Here is a 24,459-nt window from a genome sequence, read left to right as displayed (position 1 = left end):
TCGGGCGTGAGGGAGCCGCGCGAGGGACGGCAGAGCCGCTCCAGTACGGTCCAGCGGTGCCGCGGTCAAATCATTCGCGCGCAATTTCCCCGAGATGAGATCCTGGGTCGCGTATGTCTACGCATCCCGCCCCCGCCCTGGGCCCCCTCGCCTCCCGCCTGACCGAGCTGTCGCTGCGCGATGCGCACCGGCTCGGGCGCAGGCTCGAGGGCGCGCGCAAGATCCGCAAGCCGGAGGCCCGTGCCGCCGTCCTCGCCGAGATCGAGGGGGAGGTCGGGAAGGCCGAGGAGCGCATGGCCGCCCGGCGTTCCCGCGTGCCCGCCGTCGGCTACCCCGAGCAGCTGCCGGTCAGCCAGAAGAAGGACACGATCGCGGACGCCATCCGCGACCACCAGGTCGTCATCGTCGCCGGTGAGACCGGTTCCGGAAAGACCACGCAGATCCCGAAGATCTGCATGGAGCTGGGTCGTGGCGTGCGCGGCATGATCGGGCACACCCAGCCCCGCCGGATCGCCGCCCGGACCGTCGCCGAGCGCGTGGCCGAGGAGCTGGACACGCCGCTGGGCGAGGCCGTCGGCTGGAAGGTGCGGTTCACCGACCAGGTCGACCCGGACGCCACCTTCGTCAAGCTGATGACGGACGGCATCCTGCTGGCCGAGATCCAGACCGACCGCGAGCTGCGCGCCTACGACACGATCATCATCGACGAGGCGCACGAGCGGTCGCTCAACATCGACTTCCTCCTCGGCTACCTGGCCCAGCTGCTGCCCAGGCGGCCGGACCTCAAGGTCGTCATCACCTCGGCCACCATCGACCCCGAGCGCTTCTCCCGGCACTTCGGCGATGCGCCGATCATCGAGGTCAGCGGGCGGACGTATCCCGTGGAGGTGCGTTACCGGCCCCTCCTCGAGGAGGACTCCGACGACGCCGACCGGGACCAGATCACGGCGATCACCGATGCCGTCGAGGAGCTGATGGCCGAGGGGTCCGGGGACATCCTCGTCTTCCTCTCCGGCGAGCGGGAGATCCGCGACACCGCCGACGCGCTCAACAAGAAGCAGTACCGCTTCACCGAGGTGCTGCCGCTGTACGCCCGGCTCTCCCATGCCGAACAGCACCGCGTCTTCCAGCCGCACACCGGCCGCAGGATCGTTCTGGCGACCAACGTCGCCGAGACCTCCCTGACCGTGCCCGGCATCAAGTACGTCATCGACCCCGGCTTCGCCCGGATCTCCCGCTACAGCCACCGCACCAAGGTGCAGCGGCTGCCCATCGAGGCGATCTCGCAGGCCAGCGCCAACCAGCGCAAGGGCCGCTGCGGACGTACGTCCGACGGCATCTGCATCCGGCTCTACAGCGAGGACGACTTCGTCGCCCGCCCGGAGTTCACCGACGCCGAGATCCTGCGCACGAACCTCGCCTCCGTCATCCTGCAGATGACCGCGGCCGGCCTCGGGGACATCGAGAAGTTCCCGTTCATCGACCCGCCGGACCACCGCAACATCCGCGACGGCGTACAGCTGCTGGAGGAGCTCGGCGCGCTCGACCCGGCGCAGAAGGACCCGCGCAAGCGGCTCACCGAGACCGGCCGCAAGCTCGCCCAGCTCCCCGTCGACCCGAGGCTCGCCCGGATGGTGCTGGAGGCCGACAGGAACGGCTGTGCGCGCGAGGTCATGGTGATCGCCGCCGCGCTCTCCATCCAGGACCCGCGCGAGCGCCCCGCCGACAAGCAGACCCAGGCCGACCAGCAGCACGCCCGGTTCCGCGACGAGTCCAGCGACTTCCTCGCCTTCCTCAACCTCTGGCGCTACATCCGCGAGCAGCAGAAGGAGCGGGGCTCGTCGTCCTTCCGGCGCATGTGCAAGCAGGAGTTCCTCAACTTCCTGCGCATTCGCGAATGGCAGGACATCTACACCCAGCTGCGCACCGTCGCCAAGCAGATGGGCATTCACCTCAACGACCAGGACGCCCCGGGCGACCGCGTCCACATCTCGCTGCTCGCCGGTCTGCTCTCGCACGTCGGCATGAAGGACGTGAAGGAGTCCAAGGACTCGGGTCCGGGCGCGCGCCGCGACGGCGGGAGGGGCGAGTACCTGGGCGCCCGCAACGCCAAGTTCGCGATCTTCCCGGGCTCGGCCCTGTTCAAGAAGCCGCCGCGGTTCGTGATGTCGGCGGAGCTGGTGGAGACCTCGCGGCTGTGGGCGCGGGTGAACGCCAAGATCGAGCCCGAGTGGGTCGAGCCGCTGGCGGGTCACCTCCTGAAGCGGACGTACAGCGAACCGCACTGGGAGAAGGACCAGGCGGCGGTGATGGCGTACGAGAAGGTCACGCTGTACGGCGTGCCGATCGTCGCCCAGCGCAAGGTGAACTACGGCCGGATCGACCCCGAGGTCAGCCGGGAGCTTTTCATCCGCAACGCGCTCGTCGAGGGCGACTGGCGCACGCACCACAAGTTCTTCGCCGACAACCGCAAGCTCCTCAGCGAGGTGGAGGAGCTGGAGCACCGCGCCCGGCGCCGGGACATCGTCGTCGACGACGAGACGCTGTTCGACTTCTACGACCAGCGGGTGCCCGAACACGTCGTCTCCGGTGCCCACTTCGACTCCTGGTGGAAGCGCAAGCGGAACGAGCAGCCCGACTTCCTGGACTTCGAGCGGGAGATGCTCATCCGGGAGTCGGCGGAGGCGGTCACCAAGGCCGACTATCCGGACTCCTGGCGGCAGGGGAACCTGAAGTTCCGGGTGACGTACCAGTTCGAGCCCGGTGCGGACGCCGACGGCGTGACCGTCCACATCCCGCTCCAGGTACTCAACCAGGTCACCGACGAGGGCTTCGACTGGCAGATCCCGGGCCTGCGCGAGGAGGTCGTCACCGAGCTGATCCGTTCCCTGCCCAAGCCGATCCGCCGCAACTACGTGCCCGCGCCGAACTACGCCAGGGCGTTCCTGGAGAAGGCGGTGCCCCTCCAGGAGCCGCTGACCACGACCATGGCGCGTGAGCTCAAGCGCATGGTCGGCGTGCCGTTCGAGGCCGAGGACTTCGACTGGTCCAAGGTCCCCGACCATCTGAAGATCACCTTCCGGATCGTCGACGAGCGGCGCCGCAAGCTGGCCGAGGACAAGGACCTCGAATCCCTCAAGCTGCGGCTGAAGCCGAAGGCGCGCAAGGCCCTCTCCCAGGCCGCGGCGGCGACCGCGGAGCGCGCCGGCGGCGAGTCGCTGGAGCGCCAGGGACTGACCGACTGGACGATCGGCTCGCTCACCCGGATCTTCGAGACCCGCCGGGCGGGCCAGCCGGTGAAGGCCTACCCCGCGCTCGTCGACGACGGGCCGAAGGCGAACACCGTCTCCGTACGGCTCTTCGACACCGAGGCGGAGCAGGCCGAGGCCATGTGGAAGGGCACGCGGCGGCTGATCCTGCGCAACATCCCGGTCAACCCGGCCAAGTTCGCATCCGAAAAGCTGACGAACCAGCAGAAGCTGGGTCTGTCGGCGAACCCGCACGGCTCGATCCAGGCCCTCTTCGACGACTGCGCGATGGCGGCGGCGGACCGGCTGATCGCGGAGTTCGGGGGGCCGGCATGGGACGAGGAGTCGTACCGGAAGCTGTACGACAAGGTGCGCGCCGAGATCGTGGACCTGACCGTGCGGACCGTGGGCCAGGTGCAGCAGGTGCTGGCCGCCTGGCAGGCCTGCGAGCGCCGGCTGAAGGCCGTGCGCAGCCCCGCGCTGCTGCCGAACCTGGCGGACGTGCGGCAGCAGCTGGACACCCTGGTGAAGCCCGGCTTCGTCACCGAGGCCGGGATACGGCGACTGCCCGACCTGATGCGCTATCTGGTGGCGGCGGACCGGCGGCTCCAGCAGATGCCGACGAACGTCCAGCGGGACACCACACGCATGGAGAAGGTCCAGGAGATGCGGGACGAGTACGCGTGGCTGCTGGAGCAGATGCCGCAGGGCCGACCGGTGCCGCAGCAGGTGCGGGACATCCGCTGGATGATCGAGGAGCTGCGGGTCAGCTACTTCGCCCACGCGCTGGGCACGGCGTACCCGGTCTCGGACAAGCGGATCGTGAAGGCGATCGACGCGGCGGTCCCGTCCCGGTCGTGAGGGCGTGACGGCGCCTGCACGCTAAGTGAGTTCGACCAGGCGCCCCGCCTCCTGTACAGTCTCTTCTCGCAGCGCAACGCACGAATGGCGCCGCGAAACCTGGTCCTGTGGAGCAGTTTGGAGTGCTCGCCACCCTGTCAAGGTGGAGGCCGCGGGTTCAAATCCCGTCAGGACCGCAACAAGAGGCCCGCTTCCGGCAACGGAGGCGGGCCTTCTGCATGTTTTCCGCATGGCCGGCCCCCGCCGAGTCGGCGGCCGCGCCCACGGCGCGGTGGCAGTCCAGCCGCAGCCGGGCACAGCAGATCCCGTCAGGACCGCGACGGCGGGCCGCCGACCGGCGGCGGAGGCGGGCCTTCTGTATGCCCCTTCTCGACGAAGCCCGCGTCCGGCAACGGAAGCGGACCGCTGCATGCCGCCGTCCCCGCCGGCCGGGTCGGCCGCTTCGTGTGCGACGCGGCCTTGACGGCGTCACATTCCCTCGGTACCCCAGAAAGCAGGGTTGCCCGTTCCCGTACGGCCCGCTGGAGGTGGCGTATGGCGGCATCGGTCAGGCACGAGACGCGGGCGCTGCTCCGTGCGCACCTCGCGGCCGCCTCCTCGTACCGCCATCTCACGCGGCACTGCCCCATCTGTCACCGCCTCATGAGGCTGGCGATGGACAGCTCCCCCCTGATGGCCCCGAACGACTCCGAGACCTCTCTGGGTGCCCTGGGGGAGGCGATGGGGGCTCTGGAGGCGGTGTGGGAGGACGAGCAGCCCTCGACCGCGTGACGGCCCGCTGGACGGTCTCGTGAACCGGCGCACGAACGACCGGTTCCGGCGCGAACTCCCGTGCAGACGTGGGCCGGTGGAACCGGATCCTCCTCTAGCGCACGGGTACGGCAGGCAACAAGCGCCCAGCCGTGTGACGGGTGTCACCGCATGAGTTTTTGAAAGCGCGGTATTTACACCCCTCCTACAAGAGGTCAATTTAATATGTGCAATTGCACCGCCCCCAGAGGCTTCCGCGAGCCTCCCGCGAGGGTCTTCACAGGGGATCCGACACCCCTCCCCAGCCTCCGACAAGGCCGCTCACAGCGCCGCCCCGCAGACCACCCCGAGCGCACAAAAAAGATCGCGCTGGACCCGGCGGAGTCCAGCGCGATCGACGACGCACCCTTTGCACTTGCCCGAAAGCTCTGACTGGTTGGGCGTGGGACCTGTTGGGGCAGGGCCCGCGTCGCTTGGAGCTATGGGTCCGGGCACGACGGCCGGTTGGGGGACCAGCCGGTTTGCCCGGTTATGAAGTTGTTCAGGCCTCGCTGCGCTGCTGCGGGATGCCCGCGAGCAGTGCGCGGACCTCGGCCTCGCGGTAGCGGCGGTGCCCGCCGAGCGTACGGATCGACGTGAGCTTGCCGGCCTTCGCCCAGCGCGTGACCGTCTTCGGGTCGACGCGGAACATGGTGGCGACCTCGGCGGGGGTCAGCAGCGGCTCGGCATCAGGGGTGCGAGCGGTCATGAGCGGCCTCCTCGGGAGAACCGAACCTTCTCGGTTCTTTCCTCTAAATTCTGCACCTTGACCCGCGTTGCCCGAAATGGCGGACGCGAGTCGAGTCGGTTATAGGACGAACGGCTTGTCCTCGGCACTACAACTACACCATCTGTCCAGCCGCGTCGGCCAAACCGATGGAATTGCCCTCCCAGGTGTTCATCACCGACGGAAGCCGATGGACCGTGCCATAACGGACAGTCACACCGCTGTGACGATCAGTCACAGGCTGATCAGGAAGTCACTAGACCCCCCAAAGCGTGCAATGCTGAGATTCCACCCATAGCGGAGCATGATTGGGCAGAGGGAGCACTCCCCGAGCTCCTTGTCCTATTTTGGCACGAGGAGGGGCAAGTAGAGCAAGGGTCTTGTAAGTGCCGTCCGTCACCCTTGGGACGAACGCCCGGATCGAGACCTACGTCCCGTCAGCTCCGCCAAAATGCACCTGACCGTACGCTGTTCGACGGTGTTCGAGCCGTGATCCAGGTCACTCCGCTCGCGCCTGGTGTGCCGTCAGTTCGCCGACCGCAGGTCGCGCACCGCCCGCCAGCGCTCCACGAGCCGCGCGTACGCCTCGCCCGCTGCCACCCCGTCGCCCACACGCAGCGCCTCGATCCCCTGGGCGACGTCGGCCGCCGAGTGGTCGCCCTCCAGATCACCGGCCGGCAGCACGTGCACCAGGCCGCCGTAGTCCAGTTCCACCAGTGAACGCGGATGGAACTCCTCCAGCCAGCGGCCCACGTCCACCAGGCCGTCGATCAGGGGGCTCTCGTCGATGGCGTCCCGCAGGGCCCGCAGCCCCCGCGCCACCCGCCGCCGAGCCTGCACCATCGGTGTCCGGTAGCGCAGCAGCGGCGCCTCGCGCGGGAAGCCACCGGCGTCCGCCGGCCCTCCCGCCCCCTTGACGTACTCCCGCTCCTCGTCGGACACCAGCACGAACCAGTTCAGCGGCACCTGCCAGGTCGCCGTGCGGATCCAGGGGCGGGCGTCCGGGTTGCCCGCCAGCCAGCGCTCGTAGTCCTGGGTGGCCTGGCGCCGGACGACCGGGGGCAGCACCGCGTCCAGCACCACCGCGGGCAGCTCCTCGGCGAGCTCGCCCAGGGCCTGCCAGCCGCGCAGCCGGGTGCGCCAGGGGCAGACGCAGACCACCCCGTCGACGTCGAGCACGAACGCGTCCCGGCTCTCGTGCACCGGCACCGCCACCGGCGGGGTGGGCAGCAGGTCGGCCAGCGAGCGGCGCAGTTCGTCCTGGTAGGAGGGGCGGTCGGGGCGGCGGGCGTAGCGCGCCCAGTGGCTGCGCTCTGGCTCGGGGAAGGCGGCCAGCGGCTCGTAGACGCGCAAGTAGGTCGCGTACGGAACGACCACGGAGGACACCTTGGGCACGCCTGCTCCCTCCCCAGCGGACCGGACCCGAAACCCGCACGGCCCGCGCCCGGACGGACGGAAAACCACTGCAAATCGTCCCACGTGCGAGTGGCAAGCTACTCCGAGGGAGGGTGATCCCGACCACTGGGCCCGTCGCGGACGTGATCAGGGTCTAATCTTCCGGCACGGCCCCCGCCACCCTTACGGGAGCCCAACCCAGCTCGCCGCTATTTACCTGGGAGTCACCACCGTGACCGACGTAACCGGCGCGTCCGACGTACTGCAGACCCTGTTCCGTTCGGAACAGGGCGGACACGAGCAAGTCGTGCTCTGTCAGGACCGCGCCAGCGGCCTCAAGGCCGTCATCGCCATCCACTCCACCGCCCTGGGCCCCGCGCTCGGCGGTACCCGCTTCTACCCGTACGCCAGCGAGGCCGAGGCCGTCGCCGACGCACTGAACCTCGCCCGCGGCATGTCGTACAAGAACGCCATGGCCGGTCTCGACCACGGCGGCGGCAAGGCCGTGATCATCGGGAACCCGGAGCAGATCAAGACCGAGGAGCTGCTGCTCGCCTACGGGCGGTTCGTCGCCTCGCTCGGCGGACGCTACGTCACGGCCTGCGACGTCGGCACCTACGTGGCCGACATGGACGTCGTGGCACGCGAGTGCCGCTGGACCACCGGCCGCTCCCCCGAGAACGGCGGCGCGGGCGACTCCTCGGTGCTGACCGCCTTCGGTGTCTTCCAGGGCATGCGGGCCTCGGCCCAGCACATGTGGGGCGACCCCACGCTCCGCGGCCGCAAGGTCGGCATCGCGGGCGTCGGCAAGGTGGGCCGCCATCTGGTGGAGCACCTGCGCAAGGACGGCGCCGAGGTCGTGATCACGGACGTGCGCGAGGAGTCCGTACGGGCGATCCTCGACCAGTACCCGACCGGCGTCACGGCCGTCGCCGACACCGACGCGCTGATCCGCACCGAGGGCCTCGACATCTACGCCCCCTGCGCGCTCGGCGGCGCCCTGAACGACGACTCCGTGCCGGTGCTGACCGCGAAGGTGGTGTGCGGCGCGGCCAACAACCAGCTCGCCCACCCCGGCATCGAGAAGGACCTCGCCGACCGCGGGATCCTCTACGCACCGGACTACGTGGTCAACGCCGGCGGCGTGATCCAGGTCGCCGACGAGCTGCACGGCTTCGACTTCGACCGGTGCAGGGCGAAGGCCGCGAAGATCTTCGACACCACGCTGGCCATATTCGCACGTGCGAAGGAGGACGGGATTCCGCCGGCCGCCGCGGCCGACCGGATCGCCGAGCAGCGGATGGCGGAGGCGCGCGCCGCGAAGGCCCGGTGACACGGAGCGCGCACGCGTGGTGACCACCGGGCACGCCCGCACGGGAACGGTACCTGCCGGTGGACGGTTGGAGAGAACTCTCACTTCCACCGGCGGGTCGCCCGCCAGGAACTGGTTAAAATCGCCACTGACCAGCGAGGACGGGGCGCCTCGAAGGTTCTGCGCACACGCGCGTCCTGCGGGCGACGTACCGTATGGGCGCGGGCTCAGGTACCGTGGAAGCCCTACGGACCGGTCTCTCTGTGGAGAGCCCGTTCCGGATCATGAACGCGTGTCAGACTCTGGGGCCGTTGAGCCCCGTCGTTGAGGGGGTCGAGCCATGGGGCGCGGCCGGGCCAAGGCCAAGCAGACGAAGGTCGCCCGCCAGCTGAAGTACAACAGCGGTGGGACGGACCTCTCACGCCTGGCCGAGGAGCTGGGCGCATCGACGTCGAACCAGTCGCCGAACGGCGACCGCTTCGAGGACGATGAGCACGACGACGACCTGTACGCACGGTACGCCGACCTGTACGAGGACGACGACGAGGACGAGCAGGACGACTCCTCGCAACACCGTCGCGGCGCCTGACGCCCGCAGCAGCTTTGCCGTACCAACGCGTGTCGTAGGTTTCGCACCCGCCCGGTCCGGTGCTTTCAGCGCCGGACCGGGTTTCGTGCTGTCGTCACCCGGTGATCGGGTCGGTCAGGCGTAGTCGCCGACCAGAGCCGCTCCCGTGGCGTGCTCGCCACGCTCGGTGATCTCGCCGGCCACCCAGGCGTCGACACCGCGGTCGGCCAGGGTGGCGAGGGCCGCGTCGGTCGACTCCTGCGGCACGATCGCGATCATGCCCACGCCCATGTTGAGGGTCTTCTCCAGCTCCAGCCGCTCGACCTCGCCGGTCCTGCCGACGAGCTCGAAGACCGGGGCCGGGGTCCAGGTGGCGCGGTCGACCACGGCGTGCAGCGTGTCCGGGATCACCCGGGCCAGGTTGGCGGCGAGCCCCCCGCCGGTGACGTGGCTGAAGGCGTGCACCTCGGTGGTGCGCATCAGCGCCAGGCAGTCCAGCGAGTAGATCTTGGTCGGCTCCAGCAGCTCCTCGCCGAGGGTGCGGCCGAAGTCCTCGACGTGCGCGTCCAGCGACAGTCCGGCCTGGTTCAGCAGCACGTGCCGGACCAGGGAGTACCCGTTGGAGTGAAGACCGGAGGCCGCCATGGCGATCACCGCGTCACCCGTACGGATACGATCCGCGCCGAGCAGCCGGTCGGCCTCCACGACGCCCGTCCCGGCGCCGGCGACGTCGAAGTCGTCCTCGCCGAGCAGCCCCGGGTGTTCGGCCGTCTCGCCACCTACCAGGGCGCAGCCGGCCAGCACACAGCCCTCGGCGATGCCCTTGACGATCGCGGCGACCCGCTCGGGGTGGACCTTGCCGACGCAGATGTAGTCGGTCATGAACAGCGGCTCGGCGCCGCACACCACGATGTCGTCCATGACCATGGCGACCAGGTCGTGGCCGATGGTGTCGTAGACGCCCAGCTGCCGGGCGATGTCGACCTTGGTGCCGACGCCGTCCGTGGCGGAGGCGAGCAGGGGGCGCTCGTAGCGCTTGAGGGCGGAGGCGTCGAAAAGGCCGGCGAAGCCGCCGAGGCCGCCCAGTACCTCGGGCCGCCGCGTCTTCTTCACCCACTCCTTCATGAGCTCTACGGCGCGGTCGCCCGCCTCGATGTCGACGCCGGCAGCCGCGTAGGAAGAACCGGACGTGCCGGTCGCAGTCTCAGACATTGCCTGGGATCTTTCAGGTTGGGATTGCTGGGCTGTCGGGCGCCTACGGGCGCCGGATCGCGTCGGACGCGGCCGTGGCCGCGGGTCCGGCCGCCAGCTCGGTCTCCAGCAGCTGCTTGCCGAGCAGCTCCGGGTCGGGCAGCTCCATCGGGTACTCGCCGTCGAAGCAGGCGCGGCACAGGTTCGGCTTGGCGATGGTGGTCGCCTCGATCATGCCGTCGATGGAGATGTACGCCAGCGAGTCGGCGCCCAGCGAGGTGCCGATCTCCTCGATGGTCATGCCGTTGGCGATGAGCTCGGCGCGGGTGGCGAAGTCGATGCCGAAGAAGCACGGCCACTTCACGGGCGGCGAGGAGATCCGGATGTGGACCTCGGCGGCCCCGGCCTCGCGCAGCATCCGCACGAGTGCCCGCTGGGTGTTGCCGCGGACGATCGAGTCGTCGACGACGACCAGGCGCTTGCCCTTGATGACTTCCTTCAGCGGGTTCAGCTTCAGCCGGATCCCGAGCTGGCGGATGGTCTGGGAGGGCTGGATGAAGGTCCGGCCGACGTAGGCGTTCTTCACCAGGCCACTGCCGAAGGGGATGCCGGAGGCCTCCGCGTAGCCGATGGCGGCGGGGGTGCCGGACTCCGGGGTGGCTATCACCAGGTCCGCCTCGACCGGAGCCTCCTTGGCGAGGCGGCGGCCCATCTCCACGCGGGAGAGGTAGACGTTCCGGCCGGCGATGTCGGTGTCGGGGCGGGCCAGGTAGACGTACTCGAAGACACAGCCCTTGGGCTTCGCTTCTGCGAATCGAGAGGTGCGCAGCCCGTTCTCGTCGATGGCGACGAACTCGCCCGGCTCGATCTCGCGGACGAAGCTGGCACCGGTGATGTCCAGGGCGGCGGTCTCCGAGGCGACGACCCAGCCGCGCTCCAGGCGGCCCAGGACCAGCGGGCGGATGCCCTGCGGGTCACGGGCGGCGTAGAGGGTGTGCTCGTCCATGAAGACGAGGCTGAAGGCACCCTTGACCTTCGGGAGGACGGTGTGGGCCGCCTCCTCGATGGTCAGCGGCTTTCCGTCCTCGTCGACCTGGGCGGCCAGCAGGGCCGTCAGCAGGTCGGTGTCGTTGGTGGCCGCGACCCGGGTGGAGCGGCCGTTGGTGTCCTTGGGCAGCTCGGCCACCATCTCGGCGAGCTGCGCCGTGTTGACCAGGTTGCCGTTGTGGCCGAGCGCGATGGAACCGTGCGCGGTGGCGCGGAACGTCGGCTGGGCGTTCTCCCACACGGATGCGCCGGTGGTCGAGTAGCGGGCGTGACCGACCGCGATGTGACCCTGGAGCGAACCGAGCGAGGTCTCGTCGAAGACCTGGGAAACGAGGCCCATGTCCTTGAAGACGAGGATCTGGGAGCCGTTGCTCACCGCGATTCCCGCGGATTCCTGACCCCGATGCTGGAGGGCGTAGAGCCCGAAGTACGTGAGCTTTGCGACCTCTTCACCCGGAGCCCAGACACCGAAGACGCCGCAGGCGTCCTGGGGGCCCTTCTCACCGGGGAGCAGATCGTGATTGAGTCGACCGTCACCACGTGGCACGCCATCGAGTGTAGGCGAGATCGACCACTGGTCCGAATTGGGGATGCGCGGCCGTAGTGGGTCGACCGCCCGCCACCGCGTGCGCACTTTCTGTGTTTCTGCAGGTCAGCGGCGTGGCATGGGGGCGCCTCCAGGGAGTGCCCGTGCCGTCGGCGTCCCTCGGCGTCCCTTGCCCGGGTGGCCATGAGTGAGGTGTCGCACATCATTCGGGCGCCGCAGGCCCCCGTGGCCCGGCCTCACGCCATGATCGGCAGCAGCCCGGCGAGGTCGGCCCGCTCCCCGCTGGCGCTGACCTTGGCGTCCTGGACCGCGTCCCGCCACGCGACCCGCCCGGTGGCCAGCCGGATCCAGGTCAGCGGGTCGGTCTCGACGACGTTGGGCGGGGTGCCTCGGGTGTGCCGGGGACCCTCCACGCACTGCACCACGGCGAACGGCGGCACGCGCACCTCGGTCGAGCCGCCGGGTGCCTTGGCCGCGAGGGCGTCGGCCAGAAGGCGCGTGGCGGTGGCCAGGGCCTGGCGGTCGCAGGGGATGTCCAGGCCCGGTAGGGCGGCGTTCAGGTCGTCGGTGTGGACGACGAGTTCGACGGTGCGGGTGACGAGGTAGTCGGCGAGCGGCAGGGCGCCGGCGTTGGTGGCCAGCAGCCGGGTGCCGGGGTGCGCGTCGAGCTGCCTGATCAGGCCCCGCTCGGCGTCCGCGAGGTAGGCGTCGAGGTCGGGGTGGTCCCGGGCGAGCCGGCGCGTGGATTCGTCGATGGCCGAGGAGTTGGCGGAGGTCGCGAAGGGCCAGTCCAGGAGCGAGGCGTCCGGCCGCGCCGGCTCGGGCAGATCGAGGGACCGGCCGATGGCCGTGACCGCCATGCCGATGTGCGCGACCAGCTCCCGCACGCTCCAGTCCGCCAGCCGCGTGGGAAGCGCGAGCTGCTCGGGCGTCAGGGTGCGCACGGCCTGCCGTACGTTGCCGAGCTGAGCGAGGACCGCCGTGCGGATCCTGGCGGGATCGTAGGTCCGGGTGCGCTTCTTGGCCGGGGGCATGACGGTGAGCCTATGCCTTCCACCGTGTCGGAACCCGGCCTTCTCGATCACGCCGGCGCACCCGGAGCCGGGGCCCCGAGCGCGGCGACACGACCGCGTTCGACGTCGGGCGCTGCGGGGCCACAACGCCCGCCGGCGGCTCAGGGCCGGTGGCTGTCGCGTCGTGCACACCGTCGAGGACGGTCACCTCGCCGTGCGGCTCCCGGCGGCCGGCAACCGGCCCGACGTCTACCGACAGGTGCCCCGGGGTCGGGACACGAAGGCCCCGCCCGTTGCGACGGGCGGGGCCTTCGGCGTCGTACGGCGGGCTACGCCAGCAGCGCCGGGATGGTGGCCTCGTGGGCCTCGCGCAGCTCCGCGAGCGTCACCTCGAACTCGCCCTGGACCTCGATCGTGTCCCCGTCGACGACACCGATGCGGGTGGCGGGCAGGCCGCGCGCGCCGCACATGTCGTTGAAGCGGACCTCCTCCGAGCGCGGCACGGCGACGACCGCCCGGCCCGCGGACTCGGAGAGCAGGAAGGTGAACGCGTCCAGGCCGTCCGGCACGACCAGACGGGCGCCCTTGCCGCCCAGCAGGGCCGACTCCACGACCGCCTGGACCAGGCCGCCGTCGGACAGGTCGTGCGCCGAGTCGATCATGCCGTCGCGGGAGGCGGAGATCAGGATCTCGGCCAGCAGCCGCTCGCGCTCCAGGTCGACCTTGGGCGGCAGACCGCCCAGGTGGTCGTGGACCACCTGCGACCAGGCCGAACCGCCGAACTCCTCACGGGTGTCGCCGAGGAGGTACAGCAGCTGGCCCTCCTCCTGGAAGGCGACCGGCGTACGGCGGGCCACGTCGTCGATCACGCCGAGGACGGCGACGACCGGCGTCGGGTGGATGGCCGCCTCGCCGGTCTGGTTGTAGAGCGAGACGTTGCCGCCGGTCACCGGGGTGCCCAGCTGCTGACATCCGTCCGCCAGGCCGCGCACGGCCTCCGCGAACTGCCACATCACCGCCGGGTCCTCGGGCGAGCCGAAGTTCAGGCAGTCGGAGACGGCCAGCGGCTTCGCGCCGGTGGTGGCGACGTTGCGGTACGCCTCGGCCAGCGCCAGCTGCGCGCCCGTGTACGGGTCGAGCTTGGCGTAGCGGCCGTTGCCGTCCGTGGCGAGGGCGACGCCGAGACCGGTCTTCTCGTCGACCCGGATCATGCCGGAGTCCTCGGGCATGGCCAGGACGGTGTTGCCCTGCACGAAGTGGTCGTACTGCTGGGTGATCCACTTCTTGGACGCCTGGTTCGGTGACGCCACCAGCTTCAGGACCTGCGCCTTCAGCTCCTCGGCCGACTGCGGCCGGGGCAGCTTGCCCGCGTCGTCGGCCTGGAGCGCGTCCTGCCACTCGGGGCGCGCGTAGGGACGCTCGTAGACCGGGCCCTCGTGCGCGACCGTGCGCGGGTCGACGTCGACGATCTTGCCGCCGTGCCAGTAGATCTCCAGCCGGTCGCCGTCGGTCACCTCACCGATGACGGTGGCGATGACGTCCCACTTGGCGCAGATCTCCAGGAACCGGTCGACCTTCTCCGGCTCGACGACCGCGCACATGCGCTCCTGCGACTCGCTCATGAGGATCTCCTCGGGCGAGAGCGTGGAGTCGCGCAGGGGGACGTCGTCCAGGGTGACGCGCATGCCGCCGGAGCCGTTCGAGGCCAGCTCGGAGGTGGCGCAGGACAGGCCGGCCGCGCCCAGGTCCTGGATGCCCACGACCAGCTTCTCGGCGAACGCCTCCAGGGTGCACTCGATGAGGAGCTTCTCCTGGAAGGGGTCGCCGACCTGCACCGCGGGGCGCTTGGACGGCTTGGCGTCGTCGAAGGTCTCGGAGGCGAGGATCGACGCGCCGCCGATGCCGTCGCCGCCGGTCCGGGCGCCGTAGAGGATGACCTTGTTGCCCGCGCCGGAGGCCTTGGCGAGGTGGATGTCCTCGTGCCGCATGACGCCGATGCAGCCCGCGTTGACCAGCGGGTTGCCCTGGTAGCAGGCGTCGAAGACGACCTCGCCGCCGATGTTGGGCAGGCCCAGGCAGTTGCCGTAGCCGCCGATGCCCGCGACCACGCCGGGGAGCACCCGCTTGGTGTCCGGGTGGTCGGCGGCGCCGAAGCGCAGCGGGTCCACGACGGCGACCGGGCGCGCGCCCATCGCGATGATGTCGCGCACGATGCCGCCGACGCCCGTGGCCGCGCCCTGGTAGGGCTCCACGTAGGAGGGGTGGTTGTGCGACTCCACCTTGAAGGTGACGGCGTAGCCCTGGCCGACGTCCACGACTCCGGCGTTCTCACCGATGCCGACGAGCAGCGCGTCGTTCTCGGGGGCCTTCTCGCCGAACTGGCGGAGGTGGACCTTGGAGGACTTGTACGAGCAGTGCTCGGACCACATCACCGAGTACATGGCGAGCTCGGCGCCGGTGGGGCGGCGGCCCAGGATCTCGACGATCCGCTCGTACTCGTCCTTCTTCAGGCCCAGTTCGGCCCAGGGCAGCTCGACGTCGGGGGTCGCGGCCGCGTGCTCGACCGTGTCCAGAGGCGTCCTGCTCATGCGTTGACCAGCTTCTTGAGGATCGAGGTGAAGAACGGCAGGCCGTCGGTGCGGCCGGTGCCGATCAGCGGCTCGGTGGCGTGCTCGGGGTGCGGCATGAGACCGACGACGTTCCCGGCCTCGTTGGTGATGCCGGCGATGTCCCGCAGCGAGCCGTTGGGGTTGACGTCCAGGTAACGGAAGGCGACGCGGCCCTCCGCCTCCAGCTTGTCCAGGGTGTACTCGTCGGCGACGTACCGGCCGTCCATGTTCTTCAGCGGGATGAAGATCTCCTGGCCCTCGCTGTAGTCGCTGGTCCAGGCGGTGGAGGCGTTCTCCACCCGCAGCTTCTGGTCGCGGCAGACGAAGTGCAGGTGGTCGTTGCCGAGCATGGCGCCCGGGAGGAGGTGGGCCTCGGTGAGGACCTGGAAGCCGTTGCAGATGCCGAGGACCGGCAGGCCGGCCTTCGCCTGCTCGATGAGGGTCTCCATCACCGGCGAGAAGCGGGAGATGGCGCCGGCCCGCAGATAGTCGCCGTAGGAGAAACCGCCGGGCAGCACCACGGCGTCGACCTGCTTGAGGTCTTTGTCCTTGTGCCACAGGGCGACCGGTTCGGCACCCGCGAGGCGGATCGCGCGCTGGGTGTCCCGGTCGTCGAGACTGCCCGGGAAAGTGACGACGCCAATACGAGCGGTCACTTCGAGGCCTCCGCGACTACGGCTTCGGACTCGACCTTGACGGTGAAGTCCTCGATCACGGTGTTGGCGAGGAAGGATTCGGCAAGATCGTGAATGCGGGCGAGCGCGGCCTCGTCGACGGGCCCGTCCACTTCCAGTTCGAATCGCTTTCCCTGACGTACGTCGGAGATGCCTTCGAAACCCAGGCGCGGCAGTGCGCGCTGCACCGCCTGGCCCTGGGGGTCGAGGATCTCCGGCTTGAGCATGACGTCGACTACGACGCGTGCCACTGGCACTCCCGGTGTGTGGTGCTGAGCAGGTTCCTTCAGACTACCCGCACGAAATTTCTACGCGAGTAGACTCGTAGGAATCTACGTGACGGCCGTCACGGTCGCGCAGCGGCCGGGAGCGAAGTGAAAAGTTCGGGAAAAGTTCGGCGTTCCGTGCTGGACACCGGTATTGACCAGGACACGCGGAGAGATTTAGTCGGGGCTTCACTTCGCAATGCCCGGCACTGTACAAATGAATTGGCAACAGCCGATACTTTTCCGATAACAGGCGGACAGTCGGCATCTCCGAACATCTCCGCATGCCGCGAAGGGCATGACGGAGCAGGTGGGCGCAGAGGTGTCGCACGAAGGGACCGATATTCGTGGCGCAGCGTGTCGTGGTCACTCTCTTTGACGACATCGACGGCTCGGAAGCGGCGGAAACGATCGCCTTCGGACTCGACGGCAAGTTCTACGAGATCGACCTGAACCAAGCCAATGCCAAGAAACTGCGTAAGGCGCTCGCGCCGTACGTGGAGGCGGGCCGCAAGCGGTCGCGGTCGGGCAAGGCGTACCGGCAGACGGAGGTCGCACCCGACCCCGCTGCGGTCAGGGCCTGGGCCCAGGCCAACAAGATGGACGTGCCGGCACGCGGCCGCATCCCCAAGAAGGTCTACGAGGCGTTCAGCGCGGCCCAGTGACGAGCGGGCGCGCAGCCACGGGAGGTGACCCAGGGGCCGTCAGCGGCCCCTGGGTTCAGGCGACTTGCGCAACCCCCCTGTTGATCAGCTAATGTCTGGAGCACGCCGAGGGGCCAGGCCGAAAGGCCGATCCCACGGAGTCCATGCGGGTGTAGTTCAGTAGCAGAACATCCCCCTTCCAGGGGGAAGGCGCAGTGTGCGATTCCTGTCACCCGCTCTGCACCACGGTCCCGACCACTCTTGTGGATCAGGTAGGCTGGTGCTCGCACCGATCGGTGGGAGCCGGTCGGAGGCAATGCGGACGTAGCTCAGTTGGTAGAGCGCAACCTTGCCAAGGTTGAGGTCGCGAGTTCGAGCCTCGTCGTCCGCTCGGGAATGAGATCCCGGTCCCCTGTGGGACCGGGATCTTTTCGTTTTCGGGCCGTAGATCTTTCGGCTCACAAAACCGCGCCTGGCGAGAGCAGTTGGACCGGCTCACCGCGGCCGCCCGGAGTGGCTCACCTGGGCCGAGCGGCGGGAGGCGGGAGTACCTGCGCCGAGGCCAGGCGGTGGCTCACCTGGTGGTGACCGTGGCGCCCCGCCGTGATGCGGGCCCCGTGCCGCGAGGTGCCGGCGATTCGGTCCCGTGCCGGGCTACTCCGGAAGGCGGGGTCCGGGCCACACCGCAGGGCCGGTGCCGGACCACACCGGCGAAAAGGGTGCCGGACCACACCGGCGGGCAGGGTATAGTTGCTCTCGCGCCACGGCGCAATGCGGACGTAGCTCAGTTGGTAGAGCGCAACCTTGCCAAGGTTGAGGTCGCGAGTTCGAGCCTCGTCGTCCGCTCCAGTGAGAAGCCCCCCGGTCTCCACCGGGGGGCTTTCGCGTGTCCTACGACCAGCTCGTGCCCGTCAGCCGCTCGTAGGCCTCCACGTACTTGGCCCGTGTGGCCTCCACCACCTGCTCCGGCAGTGGCGGCGGGGGCTGCTCGCTCTTGCGGTCCCAGCCGGACTCGGCGGAGGTCAGCCAGTCACGCACGAACTGCTTGTCGTACGAAGGCTGCGCGCTGCCCGGCTGCCACTGGTCGGCCGGCCAGAAGCGGGAGGAGTCCGGGGTGAGCACCTCGTCGGCGAGCACCAGCGTCTCCCCGTCGAAGCCGAACTCGAACTTGGTGTCGGCGAGGATGATCCCCCGCTCGCGGGCGATGTCCCGGGCCCGGCCGTAGACGGCGAGGGTCGCCTGGCGGAGCTGCGCGGCCGTCTCCGCGCCGACCTGGCGGGCGACCTCCTCGTAGGAGACGTTCTCGTCGTGCTCGCCGACCTCGGCCTTGGTGGCGGGGGTGAAGATCGGGGCGGGGATCTCCGAGCCGTCGACGAGTCCCTCGGGCAGGGCCAGGCCGCAGACCGTGCGCGACTCGTTGTACTCGGCCAGACCCGAGCCGGTGAGGTAGCCGCGGGCCACACACTCGACGGGGACCATCCGCAGCGACTTGCAGACGAGGGTGCGGCCGGCCCAGTCGGCCGGGGCGCCCTCGGGGACCTCGGTGCTGATGACGTGGTTGGGGACCAGGTCGGTGAGCCGGTCGAACCACCACAGGGACAGCTTCGTGAGGATGCGGCCCTTCTCGGGGATCTCCGTGGGCAGCACCCAGTCGTAGGCGGACATACGGTCGCTGGCGACCATCACGAGGTCGCCCGCCTCGTTCTGGTACAGCTCGCGCACCTTGCCGGTGTGCAGATGCACCAGGCCCGGAACCTGGATCGGCTCGGGCTTTTCGACGAATCCGGACACGGTTCCTCCCCGTGGTTCTGTCCAAGTGGCTCGATTGTCCCGTATGGGAAGCCCGAGCAGGACAGTGGGTGGAGCCGGTGGCTCGGTCGCACTCGTGGATGTGGCTCGGGCGCGCCGGCGGCTGCGGTTCAGTCGCGCTCGCGGAGGCGGTTCAGTCGCGCTTGCAGATGCGGTCCAGGAGGTTCGCCGTGGCCCGCTGCACACGGGCGTCCACGTGGCCCGGGCGGTCCAGGGCCGGGGACCAGGCGAACGTCCCCGAGGCGAAGACCAGGGCTCCGGACGGGGCCCGGTACAGCGACGTCTCCTGGTGGCGCAGGACGCCTTCGGGGTCGGTGTACGGGGAGTGCGCGAGCAGGATGCGGTCCTGGTGGTCGGGGAGCGGGGTGCGTGGGAAGTACCGGTCGGCCTCGCCCGCGACCAGGTCCTCGATCTCCTCGCCCTCCCGCGCTCCGGTCGCCTCCCACAGCCAGTGGTCGGCGTTGCGCACGACCAGCGGGTGCGGCTCGGGGACGCGCCCCGCGTACTGGATGCCGACGAGCTGCTGCTCGGGGCGGTCGATCTCCCGCCACAGCACCGGCCGGCCCGGCCCCTTGCGTTTGCGGCAGGTCAACAGGCGGTCGGGGACGCCGGACGGGGAAGGCCCCAGCTCCACCTGCCAGTACATGGTGTTGGCGGAGAGGAAGACCAGGGACGTGCCGTGCTCACGGGCGAGTTCGACGGTGCGGCGCATGGGGATCGACCAGTACTCGTCGTGCCCGGGGAAGACCAGACCGCGGTAGCGGGTGGGGTCCACGCGGCCGGCGTGCAGGTCGCGGGCGTCCGCGTAGGCGACGTCGTAGCCGTAGCGCTCGGCCCAGCGGATGAAGTCGTAGGCGTGGCCGACGTGCAGGGGCAGGCCCGCGCCCGCGTACGGGCGGTCGAAGGACACCGTGGTCGCCGCGTCCGCCTCCCCTAGCAGCCTGCCGTGCTCGTCCCAGGCGTGGTAGAGGCTGGCGCCGGTGCGGCCGTCCTCCGGGTAGAGGTTGTAGGCCTGCCAGGTGACGTCGGGCAGGAGGAGGAGCAGATCCGCCGGGTGGTTGTCACGCACGGTGAAGGGGATGTGGGAGCGGTAGCCGTCGGCGGTGGTCAGCACGGCGACGTACGCGCCGATGCTCCAGTACGACGGGACCTGCAGCCGCCAGGACAGCCACCAGTGGTGGCAGGAGACCGTGCGGTCGGCGGTCAGCGGCCGGGGCTGGACGATGCCGGACAGCCGCGGGCTCGTGGTGATCTTCGCGGCGCCGTCGCCGTTGTAGTGGCCGATGCGGTAGACGTCGACGCTGAACTGCTGGGGCGGGTCGACGGTGATGTGGAAGTCGATCGCCTCTCCGGGGGTGACCGCGCCGTTGGAGGCGAAGCCCTTGATCTGGCGGCGCACGTCGTCGGCCGAGCGGGGGCCGCCGAGGGACGCACGAGGGGCGGGCACACGAGGCGCGGTGGCGGTCGCGCCGCTCGCCGCGGTGGCGCCGGGTGCCGCGCCGGTTTCGGGCTGCGCGTCGACGTACCAGGGGACGACGTGGCCCGTGTCGTCGAAGTACGTCTCGCTGCCGCGCAGCCAGGGGACGGGACCCTGGCCGAAGGGGTCCGTCACGGCGTGCGCGAGTGCTCCCGACTCCCAGCGCCGGATCCGCTCCGATCCCATGGCCGTCCCCTCCCTCGAGCCCCCGTGGTATGTCGTGCCGCGGTGCGGGTTGTCGTATGTCGTGTGCGTTTGCCAGGTGCGCGATCGGTCCAAGCACATCACATTACGCACGCATGCTGTCACTACTCGTTGCGAATTGACCGAAAGTGGAAGCCAGGGATCCGGTAAGAGACTCGAGGTCCCGACGTCGACGCACGTCAGACGAGCCGCACGGGCTTTTCCGGACGTATGCCCGAATCGACCAGCCAGGTGCGCAGCGGGACCGGATCGCCGTCCTCGATCAGGGCGCGGACCTTGGAACCGAGGTCGACGGCTCTCTCGCCGTTGATCAGGAGGGAAGGGCCGTCGAGCCAGTCGAGGCCCGGAGTGGCGCCGGCGGTGTCCATCGCCGCACAGCAGACCATCGCGGTGACATGGTCTGCGAGGAGGTCCCGGCCGGTGCGCGGCGGCTGGAGGGGGAACAGCGGGAGCGAGCCGTCGTCCCAGGGTGGGAGCGCCCCGTGGAACTGCTCGGGCGCTCCCGCCGATGCCGCCCCGGGCGCGGGTGCGGCGGCCTCCTCACGGGCCAGCTCGGCGCTGAGCCCGGCCGCGAGCGCGGCACTCCGCTCGTTCGCCATGTCGGCTTCCTCGTCCCCGCCGGTGGATGGTGTGCTCTCGCGTTCGGCCTCCGTCGTACGCTCTGCGCCTGGCGTGCTGTCAGGGGCCGGTGTGGTGTCGGTGACCGGCGTGGTCTCTGCCTCGGCTTCTGTCGAGCGCTCGGCGGCCGGGGTGCTCCTGGTGTCCGCTGTGCTCTCGGCGTCTCCGGAGGACGTCACCGGGTTCCGGGCCGGGGGTGGCGCCGAGTCGGGGGCGGAGGCAGCGGGCGTGGCGGTGAGGGGAGCGGTGTGCGGTGGGGTGGACAGGTGGTCCAGGACGCGGGCCAGGGTCGGGCCGTGGGGGTCGTGCGCCGGAGGGTTCGGGGAGCGGCGTACGCCGAGCGTGTCCAGGACCCGGTGGAGGCGGGCCGCGTCGGTGCGCCACTTGCGGTCGACGACCTCCTCCGGGTACTCCTGCCAGTCCACTGGGGACCAGTCCGGGCCGTGCTCGGCCGGACCTCCGTGGAACAGCCGCGCCGCCAGCAGGGAGGCGGCCTCGTCGACCACGCCGGGCTCCTCGAGCAGATCGCAGGCGGGGCGCTCGCCGAGCCGGGAGGCGAAGCCCTCGGCCAGGCGGTCGCGGCGGGAGAGCTCGGTGAGGGCGGCCACGACGCCCGCGTCCAGCCGGGAGGGCCAGCGGCCCATGCGCCAGGCGGGGAGCGCGACCCGCGTCAGCAACCGGTCCCAGCCCGCGTACGCCAGGCCCACCTGTTCCTGGGCGACGATTCTGACGCCGTAGTCCACAGCCTGTGCACGCTCGGCGGCCGCGGCCGCCACTCCCCGTTCCATTTCGGCCGCGTACTCCCGGCAGCCGCGCAGGAGCAGCCGGGCCACCCAGCCGACGCCCGCGCACACCGTACCGGCCAGGGGACGGCGGCCGGGCGCCGAGGTGACGGCCACCGCCGCGTCGAGACCGCGGACGAAACGGCGGGCCGCTGCTATGTCCGGGTGCGCCGAGGGTCCCGTCCCGGCGACCACGGGGGCGAGGACGGCCCGCAGCTCGCCGACGCGCATCCACCACAGGAACGGGGAGCCGATGACGAGGACGGGAGCCGCCGCCGCACGGCGTGGGCGGGCCGAGGACAGGCCACGCAGCCCGGACGGCTCGCCGCGGGCGCCGTGGTCGCCGCCTGCGTCTCGGCGGCGGCGGTCGTCGTGCTCGTCGTGGTGGTGCCGATGGGTCTGTGGGGGTGGGCCGTGGGCCGGATGGGTGCGGTCCTCCAGCCAGCTGTCGCAGTCCGGCGTGAGCGCTATGGCGGACGGGACGGGCACGTCGAGACGGTCGGCGAGGTCGCGCACCAGGCGGTAGAGGTCCGGGGCGGACTCCTCGGGGATCGGGACCGTCGGGCTCATGGCGGGGCGGGCACGGGCGACGACCAGTCCGATGCCGACGGCGGCGAGCAGGACGACCACCGCCACGGCGCCCACCACCCAGCGGGCGATGTCCCAGCCCCGGCCCACGAAGTGGCCGGTGGAGCCGCCGGCCAGCAGGATCACGGCGAGGGCGGCGGGCAGCAGGGCGACGGCCAGCGCCCGGCTGCGTACGTGCAGCACGGCGAGGGCTCGGGAGCGCGCGGACTGCGCACCTACCTCCACACCCATACCGGTCACGACCCGACGTCACCCCCTGCCGACTTGTACTGCCTGCCCTGTATTGCTCACTCCCCCACTGTGGCACCCGCCACTGACATCGCAATGCCGGTGGGCCAAGTGCCGGAACGCTTGCGCCGCACCCTAGTTGGGGCCCCGCCCCGCGTCAGCCGTATAGGCCATCGCTCACTCGATGGAATGGCTTTGGTCAGAGGTGGGCGACGGACAGCAACGGTCAGGCCCCGGATCGAGTCCGGGGCCTGACCGTTGGAACGCGCCTGGAGAGGTCGGCGACAGGCGCCTTGAGAGGTCCGGCTGCTACGCGCCCGCCGCGGCCTTCGCCGCGATGTCCGTACGGTGCTGGGAACCGTCCAGGCGGATGCGGCCGACGGCGGTGTAGGCGCGCTCACGTGCCTCCGTCAGGTCCTTGCCGGTCGCCGTGACGGACAGCACACGGCCACCCGCGCTCACGACGGTGTCGCCGTCCCGCCTGGTGCCGGCGTGCAGCACGTACGCGAGCGGGGCGTCCTGGGCGGCGACCTCGTCGAGGCCGGTGATCGGGTCGCCGGTGCGCGGGGTGCCGGGGTAGTTGTGCGAGGCGACGACCACCGTGACGGCCGCGTCCTCGCTCCAGCGCAGGGACTCCAGATGGGCGAGGTTGCCGGTGGCCGCGGCCATCAGGACACCGGCGAGGGGGGTCTGGAGGCGGGCCAGGACCACCTGGGTCTCCGGGTCGCCGAAGCGGGCGTTGAACTCGATCACCCGAACGCCACGGCTGGTGATCGCGAGGCCGGCGTAGAGGAGGCCGGAGAACGGGGTGCCCCGGCGGCGCATCTCGTCCACGGTGGGCTGCAGCACGGTCCGCAGGACGTCGTCCACGAGCTCGGGGTCGGCCCAGGGCAGCGGGGAGTACGCGCCCATGCCGCCGGTGTTCGGGCCCTCGTCGCCGTCCAGCGCGCGCTTGAAGTCCTGGGCGGGCTGGAGCGGGACCACCGTCTCGCCGTCGGTGATGGCGAAGAGAGAGACCTCGGGACCGTCGAGGTACTCCTCGACCACCACACGGTCGCAGGCCGCGGCGTGCGCCCGGGCCGCCTCGACGTCGCCGGTGACGACGACGCCCTTGCCGGCGGCGAGACCGTCGTCCTTGACGACGTAGGGCGCGCCGAAGGCGTCGAGGGCCGCGGCGGTCTCCTCCGCCGTCGTGCAGACGTACGAGCGGGCCGTGGGGACGCCGGCCGCGGCCATCACGTCCTTGGCGAAGGCCTTGGAGCCCTCGAGCTGCGCGGCCGCCCGGGAGGGACCGAAGACCGGGATGCCCACCTCGCGCACGGCGTCGGCGACCCCGGCGACCAGCGGTGCCTCCGGGCCGACGACCACGAGGTCGGCGCCGAGCTCCGTGGCCAGCGCGGAGACGGCCGAGCCGTCGAGGGCGTCGACCGGGTGCAGCTCGGCGACCTCGGCGATGCCGGCGTTGCCGGGCGCGCAGTGCAGCGCGGTGACGGCGGGGTCGAGGGACAGGGAACGGCACAGGGCGTGCTCGCGGGCGCCGCTGCCGATGACGAGGACCTTCACGGGGTCAGCCTAACGGCAGGAGGCAGAAGCCCTTTGTGCGGGCTGCCGAGGGTACGGCCCGGAGACGTTCGTACGTTCCTCCGACGCGCGTTCCTCTCATACGCCGACGTGCCCGACCCCACACGCACGGTGGCGCCACCGGCTCTCCCGGTGGCGCTACTCGGTCGTGTACTCCTCCACCACCGTGGCGCCCAGTTCCCGCACGATCAGCTCGTGACCGGACAGGGCCGACTCGTCGAGGTCGGGGTCGTCGTCCTCGGGGATGTCGTCCTCGGGAGCGACGGGGGGCGGCTCGGGGG

The 24,459-nt window shown here is 70.5% G+C and carries 17 protein-coding genes, 4 tRNA genes and 1 pseudogene; 9 read left to right on the top strand and 13 right to left on the bottom strand.

What is annotated here, in order from left to right:
* Window positions 1–113: 113 nt before the first annotated feature.
* The 3 genes from hrpA (at window position 114) to BZY54_RS08440 (ending at window position 4,880) form a co-directional block, all read left to right on the top strand.
* Window positions 114–4,109, top strand: coding sequence for an ATP-dependent RNA helicase HrpA (hrpA, locus tag BZY54_RS08450; protein WP_086724143.1), 3,996 nt, complete (start codon window positions 114–116; stop codon window positions 4,107–4,109).
* A gap of 101 nt (window positions 4,110–4,210) precedes the next feature.
* Window positions 4,211–4,285, top strand: a tRNA-Asp gene (locus tag BZY54_RS08445).
* Window positions 4,286–4,643: 358 nt separating this feature from the next.
* Window positions 4,644–4,880, top strand: coding sequence for a DUF6274 family protein (locus BZY54_RS08440; RefSeq protein WP_086724141.1), 237 nt, complete (start codon window positions 4,644–4,646; stop codon window positions 4,878–4,880).
* A gap of 520 nt (window positions 4,881–5,400) precedes the next feature.
* Here BZY54_RS08440 and bldC read toward each other — a convergent pair.
* The gene (gene bldC / locus BZY54_RS08435) at window positions 5,401–5,607 is read right to left on the bottom strand and encodes a developmental transcriptional regulator BldC (protein ID WP_003949541.1); all 207 of its coding nucleotides are present in this window, start codon (window positions 5,605–5,607) and stop codon (window positions 5,401–5,403) included.
* A 543-nt stretch (window positions 5,608–6,150) separates the two neighbouring features.
* Window positions 6,151–7,020 (bottom strand): DUF8083 family protein, encoded by an 870-nt coding sequence (locus BZY54_RS08430; RefSeq protein WP_086724139.1) that lies wholly within the window; start codon window positions 7,018–7,020, stop codon window positions 6,151–6,153.
* A gap of 232 nt (window positions 7,021–7,252) precedes the next feature.
* Here BZY54_RS08430 and BZY54_RS08425 point away from each other — a divergent pair, with 232 nt between their 5' ends.
* Both BZY54_RS08425 and BZY54_RS08420 read left to right on the top strand, forming a co-directional pair.
* Window positions 7,253–8,353: a Leu/Phe/Val dehydrogenase gene (locus BZY54_RS08425; protein WP_086724136.1), complete on the top strand. Its 1,101-nt coding sequence runs from the start codon at window positions 7,253–7,255 to the stop codon at window positions 8,351–8,353.
* Between the two features lie 319 nt (window positions 8,354–8,672).
* Entirely contained in the window at window positions 8,673–8,921 is a 249-nt protein-coding gene (locus BZY54_RS08420; RefSeq protein ID WP_086724134.1) for a DUF3073 domain-containing protein, read from the top strand.
* Between the two features lie 114 nt (window positions 8,922–9,035).
* Here the strand turns inward: BZY54_RS08420 and purM are convergent, their stop codons facing one another.
* The 6 genes from purM to purS form a co-directional block, all read right to left on the bottom strand.
* Window positions 9,036–10,112 carry a phosphoribosylformylglycinamidine cyclo-ligase gene (gene purM, locus BZY54_RS08415; RefSeq protein WP_086724133.1) on the bottom strand — a complete coding sequence of 359 codons (1,077 nt, stop codon included), beginning with the start codon at window positions 10,110–10,112 and terminating at the stop codon, window positions 9,036–9,038.
* 43 nt (window positions 10,113–10,155) lie between these two features.
* Window positions 10,156–11,685 (bottom strand): amidophosphoribosyltransferase, encoded by a 1,530-nt coding sequence (gene purF / locus BZY54_RS08410; protein ID WP_086724131.1) that lies wholly within the window; start codon window positions 11,683–11,685, stop codon window positions 10,156–10,158.
* 236 nt (window positions 11,686–11,921) lie between these two features.
* Entirely contained in the window at window positions 11,922–12,719 is a 798-nt protein-coding gene (locus tag BZY54_RS08405; RefSeq protein ID WP_086724129.1) for a maleylpyruvate isomerase family mycothiol-dependent enzyme, read from the bottom strand.
* 308 nt (window positions 12,720–13,027) lie between these two features.
* Window positions 13,028–15,286: a phosphoribosylformylglycinamidine synthase subunit PurL gene (purL, locus tag BZY54_RS08400; protein WP_086724127.1), complete on the bottom strand. Its 2,259-nt coding sequence runs from the start codon at window positions 15,284–15,286 to the stop codon at window positions 13,028–13,030.
* Entirely contained in the window at window positions 15,283–15,963 is a 681-nt protein-coding gene (gene purQ / locus BZY54_RS08395; RefSeq protein ID WP_086724125.1) for a phosphoribosylformylglycinamidine synthase subunit PurQ, read from the bottom strand. The genes purL and purQ overlap by 4 nt, the downstream gene beginning before the upstream one ends.
* The gene (gene purS, locus BZY54_RS08390; protein ID WP_086724124.1) at window positions 15,960–16,232 is read right to left on the bottom strand and encodes a phosphoribosylformylglycinamidine synthase subunit PurS; all 273 of its coding nucleotides are present in this window, start codon (window positions 16,230–16,232) and stop codon (window positions 15,960–15,962) included. Before purS ends, purQ begins: the two co-directional genes overlap by 4 nt.
* A gap of 362 nt (window positions 16,233–16,594) precedes the next feature.
* Here purS and BZY54_RS08385 point away from each other — a divergent pair, with 362 nt between their 5' ends.
* The 4 genes from BZY54_RS08385 (at window position 16,595) to BZY54_RS08370 (ending at window position 17,740) form a co-directional block, all read left to right on the top strand.
* Window positions 16,595–16,912: a histone-like nucleoid-structuring protein Lsr2 gene (locus BZY54_RS08385; protein WP_028421372.1), complete on the top strand. Its 318-nt coding sequence runs from the start codon at window positions 16,595–16,597 to the stop codon at window positions 16,910–16,912.
* Window positions 16,913–17,057: 145 nt separating this feature from the next.
* Window positions 17,058–17,129 (top strand) — tRNA-Gly (locus BZY54_RS08380).
* 80 nt (window positions 17,130–17,209) lie between these two features.
* A tRNA-Gly gene (locus tag BZY54_RS08375) sits at window positions 17,210–17,282 on the top strand.
* 382 nt (window positions 17,283–17,664) lie between these two features.
* A tRNA-Gly gene (locus tag BZY54_RS08370) sits at window positions 17,665–17,740 on the top strand.
* Window positions 17,741–17,782: 42 nt separating this feature from the next.
* Here the strand turns inward: BZY54_RS08370 and BZY54_RS08365 are convergent.
* The 5 genes and pseudogenes from BZY54_RS08365 to BZY54_RS52885 all read right to left on the bottom strand — a co-directional run.
* Window positions 17,783–18,682: a phosphoribosylaminoimidazolesuccinocarboxamide synthase gene (locus BZY54_RS08365; RefSeq protein ID WP_086724122.1), complete on the bottom strand. Its 900-nt coding sequence runs from the start codon at window positions 18,680–18,682 to the stop codon at window positions 17,783–17,785.
* Between the two features lie 151 nt (window positions 18,683–18,833).
* Window positions 18,834–20,363, bottom strand: a complete 1,530-nt coding sequence (locus tag BZY54_RS08360) for a N,N-dimethylformamidase beta subunit family domain-containing protein (protein WP_086724121.1) — start codon at window positions 20,361–20,363, stop codon at window positions 18,834–18,836.
* A gap of 197 nt (window positions 20,364–20,560) precedes the next feature.
* Window positions 20,561–22,600 carry an RAD23 family protein gene (locus tag BZY54_RS08355; RefSeq protein WP_244217032.1) on the bottom strand — a complete coding sequence of 680 codons (2,040 nt, stop codon included), beginning with the start codon at window positions 22,598–22,600 and terminating at the stop codon, window positions 20,561–20,563.
* A gap of 306 nt (window positions 22,601–22,906) precedes the next feature.
* Window positions 22,907–24,160, bottom strand: coding sequence for a phosphoribosylamine--glycine ligase (gene purD, locus BZY54_RS08350; RefSeq protein ID WP_086724117.1), 1,254 nt, complete (start codon window positions 24,158–24,160; stop codon window positions 22,907–22,909).
* A gap of 156 nt (window positions 24,161–24,316) precedes the next feature.
* Window positions 24,317–24,459, bottom strand: a pseudogene (locus tag BZY54_RS52885) (DNA polymerase III subunit gamma/tau); the annotation flags it as partial.

Source organism: Streptomyces carpinensis, from assembly GCF_002154505.1.
In the GTDB taxonomy this organism is placed as follows: Bacteria; Actinomycetota; Actinomycetes; order Streptomycetales; family Streptomycetaceae; genus Streptomyces; species Streptomyces carpinensis.
The sequence above is the reverse complement of the archived record's forward strand: the minus strand, read 5'-3'. Positions and strand labels throughout refer to the sequence as shown.

What these genes read in the sequence shown, in the direction of transcription:
- purM (WP_086724133.1), bottom strand. Translation starts at nt 10,112, where the DNA reads ATGTCTGAGACTGCGACCGGCACGTCCGGTTCTTCCTACGCGGCTGCC.
- bldC (WP_003949541.1), bottom strand. Translation starts at nt 5,607, where the DNA reads ATGACCGCTCGCACCCCTGATGCCGAGCCGCTGCTGACCCCCGCCGAG.
- BZY54_RS08440 (WP_086724141.1), top strand. Translation starts at nt 4,644, where the DNA reads ATGGCGGCATCGGTCAGGCACGAGACGCGGGCGCTGCTCCGTGCGCAC.
- hrpA (WP_086724143.1), top strand. Translation starts at nt 114, where the DNA reads ATGTCTACGCATCCCGCCCCCGCCCTGGGCCCCCTCGCCTCCCGCCTG.
- BZY54_RS08420 (WP_086724134.1), top strand. Translation starts at nt 8,673, where the DNA reads ATGGGGCGCGGCCGGGCCAAGGCCAAGCAGACGAAGGTCGCCCGCCAG.
- purL (WP_086724127.1), bottom strand. Translation starts at nt 15,286, where the DNA reads ATGAGCAGGACGCCTCTGGACACGGTCGAGCACGCGGCCGCGACCCCC.
- BZY54_RS08405 (WP_086724129.1), bottom strand. Translation starts at nt 12,719, where the DNA reads ATGCCCCCGGCCAAGAAGCGCACCCGGACCTACGATCCCGCCAGGATC.
- BZY54_RS08355 (WP_244217032.1), bottom strand. Translation starts at nt 22,600, where the DNA reads ATGGGTGTGGAGGTAGGTGCGCAGTCCGCGCGCTCCCGAGCCCTCGCC.
- BZY54_RS08360 (WP_086724121.1), bottom strand. Translation starts at nt 20,363, where the DNA reads ATGGGATCGGAGCGGATCCGGCGCTGGGAGTCGGGAGCACTCGCGCAC.